General features: G+C 62.4%; 8 protein-coding genes and 3 pseudogenes. 5 read left to right on the plus strand and 6 right to left on the minus strand.

Annotation, left to right across the window (positions count from 1 at the left end):
- Nucleotides 1-271: 271 nt before the first annotated feature.
- Both AB3X98_RS20360 and AB3X98_RS20365 read left to right on the plus strand, forming a co-directional pair.
- On the plus strand, nucleotides 272-1228 hold the full coding sequence (locus tag AB3X98_RS20360) for a fatty acid desaturase (protein WP_368604299.1): 957 nt from the start codon (nucleotides 272-274) through the stop codon (nucleotides 1226-1228).
- Entirely contained in the window at nucleotides 1215-2453 is a 1239-nt protein-coding gene (locus AB3X98_RS20365) for a sodium:solute symporter (protein ID WP_368604298.1), read from the plus strand. The genes AB3X98_RS20360 and AB3X98_RS20365 overlap by 14 nt, the downstream gene beginning before the upstream one ends.
- Before the next feature lie 315 nt (nucleotides 2454-2768).
- On the opposite strand, the pseudogene AB3X98_RS20370 reads toward AB3X98_RS20365, so the two are convergent.
- Nucleotides 2769-3239, minus strand: a pseudogene (locus AB3X98_RS20370) (LysR substrate-binding domain-containing protein); the annotation flags it as partial.
- A 463-nt stretch (nucleotides 3240-3702) separates the two neighbouring features.
- On the opposite strand from AB3X98_RS20370, the gene AB3X98_RS20375 reads away from it, so the two are divergent.
- Both AB3X98_RS20375 and AB3X98_RS20380 read left to right on the plus strand, forming a co-directional pair.
- The gene (locus AB3X98_RS20375) at nucleotides 3703-5130 is read left to right on the plus strand and encodes an MFS transporter (RefSeq protein WP_368604297.1); all 1428 of its coding nucleotides are present in this window, start codon (nucleotides 3703-3705) and stop codon (nucleotides 5128-5130) included.
- A 673-nt stretch (nucleotides 5131-5803) separates the two neighbouring features.
- Nucleotides 5804-5991, plus strand: a pseudogene (locus AB3X98_RS20380) (monooxygenase); the annotation flags it as partial.
- 107 nt (nucleotides 5992-6098) lie between these two features.
- Here the strand turns inward: AB3X98_RS20380 and AB3X98_RS20385 are convergent.
- Nucleotides 6099-7499 (minus strand): annotated as a pseudogene (locus AB3X98_RS20385) (LLM class flavin-dependent oxidoreductase).
- Nucleotides 7499-8767: a monooxygenase gene (locus AB3X98_RS20390; RefSeq protein WP_368604296.1), complete on the minus strand. Its 1269-nt coding sequence runs from the start codon at nucleotides 8765-8767 to the stop codon at nucleotides 7499-7501. Before AB3X98_RS20390 ends, AB3X98_RS20385 begins: the two are co-directional and overlap by 1 nt.
- 295 nt (nucleotides 8768-9062) lie before the next feature.
- On the opposite strand from AB3X98_RS20390, the gene AB3X98_RS20395 reads away from it, so the two are divergent.
- The gene (locus tag AB3X98_RS20395) at nucleotides 9063-10301 is read left to right on the plus strand and encodes an SfnB family sulfur acquisition oxidoreductase (RefSeq protein WP_368604295.1); all 1239 of its coding nucleotides are present in this window, start codon (nucleotides 9063-9065) and stop codon (nucleotides 10299-10301) included.
- An 846-nt stretch (nucleotides 10302-11147) separates the two neighbouring features.
- On the opposite strand, the gene AB3X98_RS20400 is transcribed toward AB3X98_RS20395, so the two are convergent.
- The 3 genes from AB3X98_RS20400 to AB3X98_RS20410 all read right to left on the minus strand — a co-directional run bounded on the left by AB3X98_RS20400 (nucleotide 11148) and on the right by AB3X98_RS20410 (nucleotide 16314).
- A complete protein-coding gene (locus tag AB3X98_RS20400) occupies nucleotides 11148-12095 on the minus strand; it encodes an HTH-type transcriptional regulator ArgP (RefSeq protein WP_368604294.1) in 948 nt (315 codons plus the stop codon).
- A 363-nt stretch (nucleotides 12096-12458) separates the two neighbouring features.
- Nucleotides 12459-14186 carry an AMP-binding protein gene (locus AB3X98_RS20405; protein ID WP_368604293.1) on the minus strand — a complete coding sequence of 576 codons (1728 nt, stop codon included), beginning with the start codon at nucleotides 14184-14186 and terminating at the stop codon, nucleotides 12459-12461.
- A gap of 1099 nt (nucleotides 14187-15285) precedes the next feature.
- Nucleotides 15286-16314, minus strand: coding sequence for a porin (locus AB3X98_RS20410; protein ID WP_368604365.1), 1029 nt, complete (start codon nucleotides 16312-16314; stop codon nucleotides 15286-15288).
- Between the last annotated feature and the right edge of the window lie 287 nt (nucleotides 16315-16601).

Consider the following 16601-nt stretch of genomic DNA (forward strand, 5'->3'; position numbering starts at 1 on the left):
AGTGTCGATAATCCGGGGCATAACCGTATGGTCCGCCGGATTGCGCGCGCACGACACAACTTCATGATGCTCCGCTAGCAAGGCGATCCATCGCGCATGCCGCTGTCGAAAATGCAACCCGCTGAACATTTGCGCAAGCCCGTTCGACGCTTGCACATGTTTCGTAAGATCAATCTCTGTGGTCGGCGCCCCTGCGCTTCCATTCCTCCTTCGCATTCGCTGCGGGCGACGTGATTGTCTTCGATGCGAGGCCATTCACGCGAGGTAATCCATGAATCATCGCGCCGTGATCCACGATCAGGAACTGATCCGCTCCGCGTTTCCCGAATGGGACACGCTTCATCGGGCCGTGACTTCGCCTGATGTGGTCCCCGTCATTTTTGATATCGCGTTCGACTGGCTGAGCATCGCGCTCGCCATGCTGACCCTGCATCGCTTGGGATGGATGTCGGCGCCTGCGGCGGTTGCATGGATTGGAAACCGGCAACGTGCACTGGGCAACCTGCTTCACGACGCCGCCCACCGCAACTTCGCCCGATCAGCTCGCATCAATGACGCGCTGGCATGCCTCTTGATCGCGCCGGCGCTGTTCAACAGCCTTGCAGTTTATCGGGAGCTGCACGCCCGTCATCACGCGTGGCTGGGTGACCCTACGCGCGATCCCGACTATATCGCCGTTCGTTCGAAACCTGGCGACCGCTGGTGGAAACCGTTTTTTAACGTTTTGTTCGCGCCGGCGGCGTGGTTGAACTCGACGTTCGGAAACCTGCATCTGTCGACGCTTACATGGATGCAGCGCTTCGCCATCGTAGGATGGTGGGGCGCCGTACTGGGTGCCATGACGCTTCTATGGGGCGTGCATGCGGCGGCACTTTTCTTCGGCATCTGGCTGCTGGCGAGAACCACCGTCTGCCACGTGATCACCACGTTCCGGGAGCTGTGCGACCACTTCGGCCGGCAGCCCGGCGGTATCTTCAAATACACACGCGACGTGTCTTCCCGGAGCCTGTGGCGCTGCGTCATCCATCCGCATAACAACGGCTACCATCTGACGCATCACCTGATGCCCGCGATTCCCTACCACCGACTTTCTTCCGTACATCAGCGCCTGCTGGAACTGCCTGCCTTCGCCCGAACAGAGCGGGTGTGTCGTGCGTACTTTCGCGGACCCGACGCAGTCGTCCGTGAATGGGAAGTCGAAGGAGGAGCCAACAATGTTGCAGCGTAACCTTGGCGCGGTGCACGTCGCCGCCCTGCTCGTCTCTGCAAGCTATGGCGTCGCATTCCTGCTCGGTTCCGGTGAGATGGCAGTCCATTCCGGAATGGCGGGCAGCCTGTATGCGATCATCACCGCACTGGGTATGCTCGCGCTTGCGGTTGTCGCGCCGACGCTCTGGCGGGGACGCGAACTCATCTGGGATGTGTTGGGCGAGCACTACGGTCCGGTGGTACGCAAGCTCGTGGCGCTGCTGTCACTCCTCTGGATGGCCGGCGTGCTGGCCGCCCAGATTCACGGCGGTATCGCGGTGCTTGTCGCGGCCGGACTTCCGGCAACACATGCACTGGCTGTAATTGCGGCTGCATTGCTGGTGATGTCTTCCATTGAGCTCGGCATGGCCGCCATGCTCTTCGCGTGCTGCCTGCTGGCAACGAACCTCGCGCTCGTACATGCACTTGTCGCTTCGCATGGACTGACCGTGTACCTCCACGCGTGGCCGTCCTTCATGCAGGAGACACACGCCGCGCCACGCGCCGAGACGATAGTGACCATCGCTGCAGTCGGGTTTCTGGTGATCACAGGATCGGACTATCAACAGTTCGTCATCGCAGCACGCCAACCACGCGATGCTTGGCTGGGCTGCGTACTCGCGAGCCTCTTCCTCATGGTGACTGGATTTCTCCCGGCCGCAACCGTCGTCGCAGCACTTCATGCCGGCAAGCTGTCCGGCCTGACGGACACCGCGAGCGCGATTCCGTGGATCATGCTGCAAACCGGTCGGTCAGTGGGGCCCGTTTGCATCGGCATCATCCTGCTGGCTGCGCTTGGATCAGGGACCGCGATCGCTCGTGCAATGTCATCGGCACTTGAGGGCCTTACTGCCAGTGATGGTCGCTACGGCTACGCGTCGCGCCTGCTGATCATCGCCATCGGTTGCGCAATCGCGACGGATGGTCAGGCGATTGTGTCGACCATCGTTTCGCTGAACGTCGTCTATGTTGCCGCCGTCGGTCTGCTGTTCCTCTTCCGCGAGAGCGGTCGACAGGTCGCACCGCGCTGCGCGTCAGCGATGCTGCTGTCCGGGGCCATCGTCTCCCTGCTCGTGTCGGCAATGAACTGGACCGGTATCGGTCATCTGTCCGCCTGGCTCCCGCTTCCGGCGGGGGTATTCGCCTCCGCCTGCGTGCCGGTCGCATGGCAGTTCGCCCCGCTTCTCAGCCGCGTCCGGTCGTAGCAATCGCCTGGCCGCCCGAACCTGCACAGATCATGCTACACGCGTCGGTGGCACAGCACCCCATACCGATAGTCGTTCGAAAGACCGCTCGCGCACTGAAACCTGCCGCGCCGAGGCTCACATCGTAGCGGGTGATCGCAGTGTCTACAGCGACGCTATGACGGCCTGGATCATCCAATCGCATGCAACGCCGTGACCATCATGGTCACGGCGACTGCATACGTGAAAAATACCGGCGACGACGGGCGGCGTGATCATCACGGCGATCGGAGGCCCCGACGCACGGCCTCACGACCGGCGCGTCGAAACGCTGCGTCAACCGGCGCGCTCTGTCTTCTGGGCGGCCTGAATCAGGCTCCGCCGCGCAGCGTCCGTGACCAGTGCGCTGATGCTCGTGAGCGGCTCGGGCTGCCGCTTCTCAGTGATGCCAGTACAGATCGGTCATAAGGTCGCGTCCAGGAGCGAGCGCAACCAGTCTGCCGCTACCGGTTAGCGGCTCCGCCTGCATGGCAGGGACCAGCCCGTAGCCGAGGTCGTCCAGGATCGCATCGAGCAACGCCGCCGGTGAAGGAAAACGATGCTCGGGGTATCGGCCGACTATCACACCGAAGTGCGACGCGAAAAACTCATGTTGCAGTGTGTCCTTCTGGTCAACCTGGATGGTTGGGGCCTTGAGCACATGCGGCAACGTCAGGCCACCAGCGAAATGTTCGCGGGCGAATCAGGCGTGGCGACAAAGTGATAGCGCATCTCCCCGACCGGCTGGGCCCGGAAACGGTCGACAACGGAATTCTGTTGCGGAACAGAAGGCCCTTGACATCGCCGCGCGCCAGCGCTCACGCGTATCTTACCTCGAACGCCATATTAGGATTTAGCTCGAACGCGGACGGAATCCGCGTCTGGCTCCTACGCCTTCTTGTTTTTCGCCGGGGAAACTCCTGATTCTCTCGACTCCTTCTTGTGAGTCCACCAAGAGCTCAGTTCCAAGCGGCGCGTGTCGCCGTCCGCCCGGAACTCGCCTCGGAAGCTTACATGGCGATCACCTTTATGACGCAGGCTGATTTGTTTCTCGCTTTATATCGCTTGGGATAGCCCGACCGGGAGAACAGAATACTTGCTGTCAAAACTCGATGCACCATATGTTGAGGGATGCAGTCGCGTCAAAACCTGACTGGTCGCGAATAGACACGCCGGATTCCCGACTTCATACGCACATTGTCAATCATTCGGCGAAGAACTAAGGAATGCGATGAGTTCGATCGATTTTAACGCTGTCGGGCAGGTTTCTGCGCCCATTCGCTCCGCCAGCGACGTGGCGCGCCTGATCAATACGGCGGGCGGTTCTGTCGGTCATGCACGGATGATCGTGCTGCTGGCGCTCGGAGGCGTGTTTCTGGATGCATACGATCTGACGACGCTGTCGTATGGCATCGATGACGTGGCGCGCGAGTTCGGTCTGACGCCGGCACTGACGGGGCTGGTCGGCTCGGCGATCATGATCGGCACGATCTTCGGCAGCCTGATCGGCGGATGGCTGACCGACAGGATCGGCCGCTATCAGGTGTTCATGGCCGACATGCTGTTCTTCGTGATCGCGGCGATCGCGTCCGGGCTTGCGCCGAACGTCTGGGTGCTGATCGGCGCGCGCTTCGTGATGGGGCTCGGTGTCGGCATCGACCTGCCCGTTGCGATGGCGTTCCTCGCCGAATTCTCGAAGTTCAGCGGCCGCGGCAACAAGGCGTCGCGGCTCGCCGCGTGGTGCCCGATGTGGTACGTGGCGTCGTCAGTCTGTTTCCTGCTGATCTTCGGCATGTATTTCCTGCTGCCGGCCGAGCATGCGGGCTGGCTGTGGCGCGCATCGCTGATCTTCGGCGCGGTACCCGCGCTCGTCATCATCCTGTTGCGCAACCGCTTCATGAACGAATCGCCGCTGTGGGCCGCGAACCAGGGCGACCTCGCGAATGCGGCGCGCATTCTTCGCGAGTCGTACGGCATTCACGCGCACGAAGCGGAGGATGCGCCGCGTGCGCCGAGCCCATTGCCGGTGCGGATTCGCGTGCTGTTCCAGCGGCCGTATCTCGGCCGCACGATCGTCGCCAGCGTGATGAACCTGTGCATTCCGTTCGAATACACGGCGATCGCGTTCTTCCTGCCGTCGATCCTGTCGCAGTTTCTCGGGGCGGGCGTGTTCGAGACGATCGCGGCGTCGCTCGCGCTGAACGTGCTGTTCGCGTTTACGGGTGGCTTGCTGGGCATGCGGCTCGCGTATCGCTATCCGTCGCGCCATGTCGCGATCGCCGGTTTCGCGCTGCAGTTCGTCGCGCTCGTCGCGCTCGCGCTGGCAGGGCATCCACACGGCGCGCTCGCGGTCGGCCTCGTGCTACTGATGCTCGGCACGTGGCTATTCGCCGAGGGCTTCGGGCCCGGCGCGCAGATGATGATCTATCCGACGCTGTCGTATCCAACCGCGATCCGCGGCACCGGTGTCGGCTTCGGGCGTTCGCTGAGCGGGATCGGCCAGGCACTCGCGCTGTTCGTGCTACCGATCCTCCAAGCCCGTCTCGGCACGGACATGTTCTGGGTCGTCGCGGTCAGTGCGGTCACGCCGATCGTGTTCCTGCTGATCGTGCGTTACGAACCGACGGCGCGCGATATCGACCACGAGGACTTCGTGTGAACACGGCAGAAAGCGCTCATCGTCTGAGAAGCGGCAATATTTCTTCATCCCTCACATCGTCGCTACAGCAAGATCGACGGCGTGCCATTAGCAGCCACAGATCCATCCGGGATTGAGCTGCAGATCCCTCAGCTAATAAATCGGCGGGGGCCAACTGCAACACGATGCGCAAGGGTGCCATCGCGATCAGAGCAGGACGCATGCTGACAGTGGCGGACACCCACCAAACATGGCGACGTCAAGCGCACCAGCGCTCCACGAAAGGAATCGCCGCCTCAGGCGTTCGCCTACCTGCCCCCTGACCAGTGCCTGTCTACATCACATCGCGATACCCGGTTGAGCACCGCGCAGCAAGCGTCCGCAGCGCGTCTTCGAGCGGTGGACCCGCGCCGAAACCAAACACATGTGCTGCCCAAGCAGCCGGCACTGCTAAACCAGGCCGTAACTTGTGCCAGCGGCCGATTCGAAAGCTTGAAACGGTTGACCATCTCGTGGCCTAGACTGGCGCTCGGTTCGCCCCGTATCGAGCGCAACGCTCGGCGCCGTTTGCAAAATGTTCGAGGTAAGCGCACAGGAACACAACTTCGCCGATATCGTTCATGCCGAGCGCAGTCGTGCGAACTGGACGGTAGCGGATAGAAAGTGATCTGGGGACTGAGCGCGACATGCTGCCTGGCGCGCGCCTGCGTCGCAGCCGTACGAGCGACGTTCGGGTACACGACGATTTCAACGCCATGTACTGCACTTGCCCGTGGATCGGCCGCGCAGGCGCCCAATGCCCCGCTCGGCGAGCGCGACAGCGTGCTGCACCACCGGGACTGGAGTCACGATTTCGACGCGCTTGCCGACGAGCTGAACGACGCGGCACGATCGGCCGTGGCGCGTCAGGCGACCGGTGCGGCTATCGCGCGGCCGTTCATCGGGAAAGCTGACCGTTCCCCGTGCGGGCCGGCCAGCGTTGACGGCCATCACGCGAAGTCTGCCACCTGTTCCGCAGCGCGCTTGACCTGCTCGATGTCGCGATACCGCGCGGCCGGATGTGCGTCCGGCAGGCGCGCCGAGCCGCCGAACAGCTTCTCGCACAGCGTGCCCGGCGCATATTCAGTCGGATAGACGCCGCGCCGCTGCAATTCCGGCACGAGGTAGCGCACGATATCCTCGAAGGTTTCGTGTGCAACGGCATACGCGAGATTGAAGCCGTCGACATCGGTCGCGGCGACCCATTCCTGCAGGATGTCCGCGACGGTCTGCGCCGAGCCGACGAACACCGGGCCCATCCCGCCGATGCCGCCCCACGCCGCCAGTTCCTCGATCGTCCATGCGGTGTCGCCGCCCGCCAGATGCTCGACGGCCGACACGATCGCATTCGTCTCGACGCGCCTGACGGGATCGGTCGGCGCATACTGGCCGAAGTCGATGCCGGTCCAGCCCGACATGAACACCAGCGAGCCGTCGTACGACACGTAGCGGCGATACTCGTCGAACTTGGCCCGTGCCTTCTCGTCGGTCTCGTCGACGATCACCGTGACGAGGTTGTAGATCAGCACGTCGTTGGCGTCGCGACCGGCGGCCGCGGCCTGCGCGCGCACGTTGGCCACGTAGCGCGCGAGCTGGTCGCGGGTCGGCGCGGCGACGAACACGCATTCGGCGTGCTGCGCGGCGAACGCCTTGCCGGGGCCCGACGCGCCGGCCTGGAACAGCACCGGCGTGCGCTGCGGCGACGGCTCGCACAGGTGATAGCCGGGCACGTCGAAGAAGCGGCCCTTGTGGCCGATCTCGTGCACTTTCTCGGGATGCGTGAACACGCGGCCGGCGCGATCGCGCACCACCGCGCCATCCTCCCAACTGCCCTCGAACAGCTTGTACAGCACCTCCACGTATTCGGCCGCGACCGCATAGCGGTCGTCATGCGTGCGCAGCCCGTTGTCGCCGACATTCTTCGCGCCGCTTTCCAGATACGACGTGACGATATTCCACGCGAGCCGGCCTTTCGTGTGATGGTCGGCGGTCGACAGCCGGCGCGCGAACGTGTACGGATGCTCGAATGTGGTCGACGCGGTGATGCCGATGCCGAGATGCTCGGTCGCCATTGCGATCGGCGCGGCCAGCTGCAGCGGATCGTTGACGGGGATCTGCGCGGCCTAGTGCAGCGCGTGATAGTTGCTGCCCTTGTACACGTCGTAGTAGCCGATCACGTCTGCGATGAAGATCGCATCGAAGATTCCGCGTTCGAGCACGCGCGCGAGATCGGTCCAGTAGTCGAGATCCTTGTACTGCCACGAACGGTCGCGCGGATGCGCCCACAGGCCGGGCGACTGATGACCGACGCAGTTCATCTCGAACGCGTTGAAGCGGATGGTCTTGCTCATCATGCGGCTCCTGTTTCCTTGCCTGCACCTGCACCCGTGCTTGCACCGTTGCCCACGCGCCAGACAAACGGCGGCGTGCGTCCGTTGATGATCCAGTCGCCGACGATCCGCGCCTTGTAGACGAGCGGATTGTGCGACGACACTGTGCGCGCGTTGCGCCAGTGGCAGTCGAGCGCGGTCGTGCTGCGCGTCGCGGATGCGCCGAGCGCGTCGAACAGGCGCGTCGCCGCGCGCAGCACGCGTTCCGACACGACGAGCTGGCTCTGCGCGGATTCGATTTCGGCCGCGACGTTCGCCGCGTGTTCGGTTTCATCGTTGCCGCCAAAGCGTGCAAGGTAAGCCTGTTGCAGCGGCTGCGCGGCACGCAGCGCGAGCGCTTCCGCCGCGTAGGCCCATGACGCGATTTCGCCGATCACCTGCTGGAACTGCGCATCGTCGCCGGCGCGCGCTGCGTTGCCGTGGCTGTACACGCGCGCGCGGTTGCGCACGAGCTCGCCCGCATCGCGCACGATCGCATGGCCGATGCCGGCGAGTGTAGCGACATGGAACAGCTGGTAGAACGCGGTCTGATACTTGAAGCGGCGCGCGAAATCGATCACGTTGTCGGCATCGACCGCGGCATTCTCTAAGCGCGTCGTGCCACTGCCGGTCGTTGTCTGGCCAAAGCCGTCCCAGTCGTCTTCGAGTATCACGCCGGGCTGCGCGGTCGCGACCACGACGATCACGTCGCTGCCGTCATGCGCGCGCTGCGCGAACACGTCGATCCAGTCGGCGAACAGGCTCCCCGTGCTGTAGAACTTCCGGCCGTTCAGCACCAGCCGGCCGTTCTGCTCCGATACCTTCGTGATGATCTGGCCGAGCGGGACATCGCCGGCTTCCGACCACGCATTGCCGACGAGCTGGCCGCTCGCGAAGCGGTCGAACCACGTCGTGCGCTGCGGCCCGGGCGGGGCGTTCAGCCAGTCCTCGACGAACGCGAAGTGACCGCGCAACGCCTGCGGCAAATTGGAATCGGCGGTGGCGAGTTCAGTCAGCAGCCGGAACAGCTGCGGCAGCGATGCGCCGGCGCCACCGGCGCGTACCGCCAGCCGCACCGTGCCGAAGCCGGCGGCCTTCAGCCAGCCGATCGCTTCGTGCGGCAGTTCGCGGCGGCGTTCGCGCTCGACGGTGCCGGCCGCGATCCGGTCGAAGAGCGGACGAAAACGGCTCGCGAGTACGTCGTAGTGGGTGCCGGTAGAGAGAGCGGTGTCTGCGTGCGATGAAGTCATGCGGTGTTCCTCGAAGGGCGGGGCCGTTTGCACCGGGAGGCCAGTATAGGGAGTGCGACGCACGTGTTCCAATAAGGATTCGCAGATCGTAATCGTCGATGCGCATTACGCGGAACCGCGACGTGAAGCGTCGACGCGCGAGCATCGATCGCCACGCCGGAGCGCGGGATCGGGGACGCTCGCGCGTCGCATCACGTCGTTTATCCGAAGGAATATCGTTACGACAATTGGTCGGTTTGCCGGTCTGCGATGCGCTGCTAGATTGAATGCTTTCATCATTCGAGAGGAGACCACGATGTCAGACACGAGCGCTACGCTTCACGAATGGCTGGTCGACGAAAGACAGCAGGTTGCCCGCGTGATCGCCGACGACGCGCAGGCGATCGCGGTCGCGCATGCGCTTACGCAGCGACTTGCCGAAGGGGCGGCCGAACGCGATCGCGAGCGACGCTTGCCGCGCGACGAGATCGAATGGTTCTCGCAGTCGGGGCTGTGGGCGATCACGGTGCCGAAGGCCTACGGCGGCGCGGGCGTATCGAACGTGACGCTCACCGAGGTGATCAAGATCGTCGCGGCTGCCGACGGGTCGCTCGGACAGTTGCCGCAGAACCACTTCGGACTGGTCGACGTGATCGCGCTGACCGGCACCGAAGCGCAGAAGCGTCATTTCTTCGCGGAAATCCTGAGCGGCCGGCGCTTCGGCAACGGTTTCTCGGAGAAGGGCACGAAGCACGTGCTCGACCTGAAGACGCGCGTGCGGCGCGACGGCGACGATTATGTCGTCGACGGCACGAAGTTCTATTCGACCGGCGCACTGTTTGCACACTACGTGCCGGTGCTCGGCCTCGACGATGCGCAGCAGGCGTGGCTCGCATACATCCCGCACCCGACGCGGGGCCGGACCGTGATCGACGACTGGTCGGGCTTCGGGCAGCGCACGACCGCAAGCGGCACGGTGGTGCTCGACGGCGTGCGCGTGCCGGCTTCGCATGTGCTGCCCGCGCAGCGCGTGTCGGACGAGCCGACGCTCAACGGTCCGCTGTCGCAGATCATCCAGACCGCGATCGATGCCGGCATCGCGAAGGCCGCGATCGCCGATACAGAGACGTTCGTGCGCACCCGCACGCGGCCATGGGTCGACAGCGGCGTGGCGCGCGCGGCCGACGATCCGTTGATCGTCCGCGAGATCGGCCGTCTACATATCCAGCTGCATGCGGCGGAAGCGCTACTTGAACGCGCGGCGCGCACGCTGGACGAGATCGGCGCGCGCGGCGCGGTGACCGACGACGATGTCGCGCGTGCGTCGGTCGCGGTCGGCGAGGCGAAGGTGCTGACGACCGAGATCGCGCTGCTCGCCGGCGAGAAGCTGTTCGAACTGGCCGGCACGCAATCGACACTCGCCGAGCATAATCTCGACCGGCACTGGCGCAATGCGCGCACGCATACGCTGCACGATCCGGTGCGGTGGAAGTATCACCTCGTCGGCAACTACTACCTGAACGGGGTGCGGCCGGCGCGTCATGCGTGGAACTGAAGCGCGCGCGATCCGGTGCCTTCTCGCCGCTGCTCAGCTGAACAAGACGATGCTGGTTGCTGGGAGACCCACACTCCACGCGGGCCACCAATTCGTTTCGATCTCGAATTTCGGCCAGACGTTTACCGGTTTCCAGGAAAACAGCCGAGTTGACCAGCCCGACTGCTGCTTCATAACGTCCGTCGTCTAGCCAGAGAAGCCACACGAGCAGATTATCCAATGACACACGCCTTTGCCGTCCTTCTTGCCGAAACACGTGCACAGGCCGGCAATTCCAATCTTGTGGGGCCTCGATTGCTCTTCGCTCTTCGCTCTTCGGCAGCGATAGTGACAACATCGCGGTATGCCGGGGCCTGCTTGCTGCGCGTGGATCATGGGCCGCGATCGCGCGCGCAATGTCGTCGGCACTTGAGGGCCTGCATGCCAGAGATGGTCGCTACGGCTACGCATCGCACCTGCTGATCATTGCCATCAATTGTGCAATCAGCATTAATGGTCAGGTGATCATGTCGACCATCGTTTCGCTGGGCGTTGTCTATGTTGCCGCCGTCGGCCTGCTGTTCCTCTTCCACGATGGTGGTCGACAGATCGCACCGCTCTGCGCGTCAGCGATGCTACTGTCACGGGCGATGGTCTGCTTGCTCATGTCCGTAACGAACTGGACCGGTATCGGCAATCTGCCTGGCTGGCTTGCGCTTCCGGGCCGGGATGTTCGCCTCCGCCTGCGTGCCGGTCGCATGGCAGTTCGCCCCGCTTCCCGGCCGTGTCCGATCATAGAATCGCCCGGCCACCCGAACGCGCCCGGCTCGGGCGCCTACGTGTTGACCGTGTCGCGAGCGACCGGCGTCAAGAATCACCGCGGGTACGTCGCGACGCGCCGTCAACGGTGCCCTCCGCCCCCGCGGCCGGCTGAACCAGGCTTCGCCGCGCCGCAGCCATGACCAGCGCGCTGATCGTCGCGAGCGGCTCGGGCTCCTGCTCCCAATGATGCCAGTACAGATCGATCAGCAGATCGTGCCCAGGCGCGAGCGCAACCAGTCTGCCGCTGCCGATCAGCGGCTTCGCCTGCATCGCGGGCACCAGCCCGTAACCGAGATCGTCCAGGATCGCATTGAGCAACGCCACCGGCGAAGGAAAATAGTGCCTCGGGTACCGGCCGACCGTTACACCGAAATGCGACGCAAAAAACACGTCGTGCAGGGTGTCCTTCCGGTCAAACAGGATGGCGGTGGCCTCGAGCGCGCCCGGCAAGGTCAGGCCGCCAGCGAAATGTTCGCGCGCAAATCCCGGGGTGGCGACACACTGGTAGCGCATCTGCCCGACCGGCGCCGCCACAAAACGATCGACCACTGGTTCCGGCTGCGTGGACAGAAAGCCCTTGACGTCGCCGCGCGCCAGCGCCTCGAGCGTATGGTCCTGATCGTCCACGACGATCTCGAGCGCCACATGGTGTTGCGCCAGCTCGCGCGTCACCGGCTCGAACCAGGTGGCAAGGGAATCGGCGTTGACGGCAAGCGCAAGCGCTGTCGTCGCGGCTCGCTCGGGCATGACACGTCTGAGCAGCTCATCTTCCTGCAGCCGGACAGTCATGTAATGACGAAAGACTTCTTCGCCAGCTTTCGTCGGCATCACAGCCGGTTCGCGCAACAGGAGCAGCGCCCCGATCGACTGTTCGAGCCGCTTGACCCGCCGTGTCGCTGCTGCAGAGGAGATGTTCAGCGCAACCGCCGCCTGCGCGAAACTACGATGCTCGACCACCGCGGCAAACGTCTCCAGCTCCACCATGTTCAACATCGTACTCACCTTCGCTCTCACCTCGCCCATCAATCGCACATCTCAGACCGGTAGCTCTATGTTACGAAGATCGACACCCCTCGGCGATCCCTCCAGGCGATTACGTTTGGTTGAGGGCGTAGCCATCCTTTTCCTCACTCATCGATTTCCCAATTTAGATACGCAGGCGATGGCGGTCGGCAGGACTGGTTGAGACAGAAGTATCCAGGGAAGACTCGCGTCATCACTGCGATCGGGATTGCAACGGTACAACGGCGCGGCCTCCCCGTTGAAATGGAAGTATTCCCATCCGACTCGGTGCATCCGGCGCAATTCATTCAACAAACCGTTGTCGAAGACTGAGGTCTAGGGCGACGGTCGGAATCAACCAACGTGGTCCTGCATGAGCTTCAGTTCGTCGATCATCCGATCGCGCATTACAAACTTCTGGACCTTACCGGTAATTGTCATCGGCATCTCGTCGACGAAGCGGATGTAGCGCGGGACCTTGAAGTACGCGATCTCTCCGCGGCAGAAATCGCGGATCTCGTCCTCCGTAGCCTGTTCACCCGACTTCAGGATGATCCACGCACAGATCTCCTCGCCGTATTTCGGGTCCGGTACGCCGAACACCTGCACCGACTGCACTTTTGGATGACGAAACAGGAACTCCTCGACCTCACGCGGATATATGTTCTCACCGCCACGGATCATCATGTCCTTGACGCGGCCGACGATGTTGCAATAGCCGTCCGCATCGAGCGTCGCCAGGTCGCCGGTGTACATCCAGCCGTCGCGCACCGCTTCTTGCGTGCGCCCCTCGTCACCCCAATAGCCGCGCATCACCGAGTAGCCTCTGGTGCACAGCTCGCCCTGCTCGCCGACCGGCACGACATTGCCGTCGAGGCCCACGAGCTTTACTTCGAGGTGGGGCAGCACGCGGCCGACCGTGGTCACGCGCTTGTCCAGTGGGTCGTCGGTACTACTCTGGAAAGACACGGGACTCGTTTCCGTCATCCCGTACGCGATCGTCACCTCTCCCATGTGCATCTGCGACATCACGCGCTTCATGGTCTCGATCGGGCACGGTGCTCCGGCCATGATACCGGTGCGCAACGTCGACAGGTCGTACTGTGCGAAATCGGGCGCGTCGAGCTCGGAGATAAACATCGTCGGCACGCCGTGCAACGCGGTGCACTTCTCTTCCGACGCGGCAGCGAGCGTGGCGGAGGGGTCGAACACCTCACTTGGGAACACCATCTTCGCTCCGCTCGCTGTGCACGCGAGCGCCGACATCACCATCCCGAAACAGTGATAGAGCGGCACCGGAATGCAGAGCGCGTCCCGCTCGTCGAAGCGCATCGCCTCCGCGACAAAACGCGCGTTATTGACGATGTTGTGGTGCGTCAGCGTTGCGCCCTTCGGGCTGCCGGTCGTGCCGCTGGTGAACTGAATGTTGATTGGGTCGTGGCAATCGAGCGATGCGGTGATGCGGTCGAGCGCCTGCACGTCGGATGCCGACGCACCGCGCGCGATCGCGTCACTGTAGCGCAACATGCCGGGTGTGTGCCCGTCGCCCATCCGGATCACGAGTCGAAGCGATGGCAGACGTACTGACGCCAGCTTGCCGGGCTCGCAGCTCGTCAGCTCCGGCGCGAGCGCCAGCAGCATCTCCAGATAGTGCGACGTGCGCAGCCGCTCCGCAGAGACGATTGCGCGGCATCCCGATGTATTGAGCGCATACTCGAGCTCATGCAAGCGATATGCTGGATTGATGTTGACGAGGATCACGCCGATGCGCGCGGTCGCGAACTGCGTGACAATCCACTCGACCCGATTGGGCGACCAGATGCCGAGCCGGTCGCCAGGACAGAGGCCGAGGGACACGAGCCGCGCGGCAAAGTGGTCGACTTCGGCACTGAAGCGGGTCCAGGTCCAGCGCACATTCTGCTCGCGAAAGACGACGGCCGGCCGGTCGCCGAAGCGGGAGACGGTGTCAGCCAGCAGCGCGGCGATGGTGGCCGATGAAAACTGGGATTCGGTGGAACCCCGCACATGGGACAGGTTGTCTCGCGGGTCTTTGCAGGGCTGTGCAGCGGACGGCAGGTCCATGGCGTTTTCTCCTGTACATTTGTATATGAGCGATCTGTTGATTCCGACCAACGACTCGCCCGTTCGGGACTGGTAGCGCAATCACCACGCCGTTCTCACTCCATTCGCCGTCAGAGAACAACGGTGCGCGCCGTGCTTCTGCCGATTGACCTGATCCAGAAGGCTACGGTGGCGCAATCGGCATCCGTTCAAGCAACAGCATTGAGGCCGCCTCCGTTACTTCGCCGAACAAGGCCAAAGGACACGGCGATAGGGAGCAATCGGCTAGTGAAATCCGCGCTTCGTGGAACGTCGAGATCGATTTAATCGATATTCGAGCGGCACGGCGCGGCTCAGTGACGCAAACGGCTGCGCGCGTTACGGGCATGCGTTCGGACGCGATTCGAATAGCTCGATGCCGTCGGAGCAATCAGCCGCGAGCGTCGGCGGTGCCCGGTCTGCCGATTACGGGCGGCGGACCGGCCTTCGTTTGAGCAAATCATGACAGGCCTCAAGGTGGACGCATTCCGGTGTTCATGCGATTGCGACGGGTCAGTCCAGTCAGCGATGCCACATCACGCTATGCGAGACTGTCCCACCCTTCTTAAATCATCAATTCGCGCGGGTATTCACCAAACACATCTCTGCAGTTTGCACACGTGCCGCATGCGGCACGAACCAGAACCGTACTGGCGCACGCAACACCGCTACGACCATTGGACGATCGCATCGTGTATGCGCGCGACTACGGATGACTTACCAGAGGTCGTCAGGATTGCCGTCTCGATGCTCAGGCATTGACTCTTCAATACGCATAGCCGGTCTCTTTGGACTTGGCGGGAAGACGCGCCATGACCCATCGTCGTGGCAAAAAAAGAACATGGATACGCGGCCTGTCACCTTATCCGCCTGGACACAAACGCAACGCCCATTTCTGGAACGTTTGAACTGACCAACTCTCACGCTTCCCCCTAGGACCGCTAACCAATTTTCAACCATCGCTCTCAGCGACATCCCGCCACTTGCCATCACCCTTCTCCTATGAAGTCGTTGGATGTGGTTTATCTTTTGCAGACCCGACCGTAGACTGGGTCGCAATAGCGACGATCAGGGATCTCGCCTAGAAGACATGGCGAATGCCAACATTCGCGCCCACCGTCGTGCCCGTGACGCCGTTCAGTGCGCCATTGATCGAGAGTCCGGTGTTCATGGCGCCGTGGTTATTCACGACGCCAACCTGTCCATACAACGTGGTCCTTTTCGACAGAAAATACTGCGCTCCGATCGCGCCCATAGCGGAGTGATTCGTGCTCTGATTGCGATCGCTCGTGAACCAGATGCCACCGTTCAGATCAAGATCCGGCAGCACCAGATAGTCCACGCCGCCACCATAGACGTTATTGCTAAACGAGCCCGCCACCTTGTAGCTGGTAAACGAAGCCTTGACCGTTATCTTGTCGAACTTGTATGCAGCTCCGAGCATGCGACCAAGAAACGCCTGCGTCGTCGGAACTGGGGTTTGATCTGTGCCACCGGCATTGCCGTCGTAAATCGCCGCTTCCACCGTCAGACTTCCGTTCTCGTATTTCAGCCTGGCTGAATATTGCCGCCCAGCCGCGAAATTGCCCGGCTCGCCTCCGAGCGCGAACATCACGCCGCCCTGTAGGCCGGCGATCACAGGGCTCGTATAGGAAAGCGCATTCGCGTTGAAAATTCCAGTGCCCACCACATTGTCAACATAGTTCACGACGCTGCTGCCAAACAGCGGCAAACCCCGTGGATCCAGTTCATACAGCGAAAGAAAGAAGGGAGAGAATTGCAGGCCTGCTTTCAATTCGCCCAGCCCGCTGCTCAGGGCAATCCAGGCCTGGCGGCCGAACATATTACCGTTTGAATCGTTGAATGCACCGTTGACCATACTGAAGCCGCTTTCGAGCTTAAATTGCGCCTTCAGTCCCCCACCGAGATCTTCCACGCCAGAAATCCCGAATTGCGATGCCGAACTGCCGCTGTCAATCATGGAAAATTGCCTGCCGGAGTTTGCACCCGTCGACGCGCCTGGGGACTTGTTGGTAAACAGCAACCCGGCATCGACGACACCATAGAGTGTAATGTTGCTCTGTGCTTGAGCCGCGCCGCCAAGCGCCAGGCCCAGCACCGCTGCAACCGTGCTTTTTCTGGCAAACCATCGTTCGTGAATCGTCACGTTCTCCTCCAATATAATTTTGGGACGATCAGAGCCTTTCAGCTCAAAACATGGCCCTATTTTTGATATAATAGGACTACTAACTGCGCTGATAAAACTGCTCGTTTTTCAGAATCAAAACTTCTACTACCGGCCCTATACCGATTTTTTTTGTTCGGCTTCCACCAGATTCGGACGTTTAGAGTTGACCATGCCGGCTGCATCGATAGATGACAGCCTGCAAGACTGGG

Source organism: Paraburkholderia sp. BR14312, assembly GCF_040948675.1.
Taxonomy (GTDB): domain Bacteria; phylum Pseudomonadota; class Gammaproteobacteria; order Burkholderiales; family Burkholderiaceae; genus Paraburkholderia; species Paraburkholderia nodosa_A.

Excerpts from the sequence above, each read along its gene's own strand:
- AB3X98_RS20390 (WP_368604296.1), bottom strand. The coding sequence starts at position 8,767 with ATGACTTCATCGCACGCAGACACCGCTCTCTCTACCGGCACCCACTAC.
- AB3X98_RS20360 (WP_368604299.1), top strand. The coding sequence starts at position 272 with ATGAATCATCGCGCCGTGATCCACGATCAGGAACTGATCCGCTCCGCG.
- AB3X98_RS20365 (WP_368604298.1), top strand. The coding sequence starts at position 1,215 with ATGTTGCAGCGTAACCTTGGCGCGGTGCACGTCGCCGCCCTGCTCGTC.
- AB3X98_RS20405 (WP_368604293.1), bottom strand. The coding sequence starts at position 14,186 with ATGGACCTGCCGTCCGCTGCACAGCCCTGCAAAGACCCGCGAGACAAC.
- AB3X98_RS20375 (WP_368604297.1), top strand. The coding sequence starts at position 3,703 with ATGAGTTCGATCGATTTTAACGCTGTCGGGCAGGTTTCTGCGCCCATT.
- AB3X98_RS20400 (WP_368604294.1), bottom strand. The coding sequence starts at position 12,095 with ATGTTGAACATGGTGGAGCTGGAGACGTTTGCCGCGGTGGTCGAGCAT.
- AB3X98_RS20395 (WP_368604295.1), top strand. The coding sequence starts at position 9,063 with ATGTCAGACACGAGCGCTACGCTTCACGAATGGCTGGTCGACGAAAGA.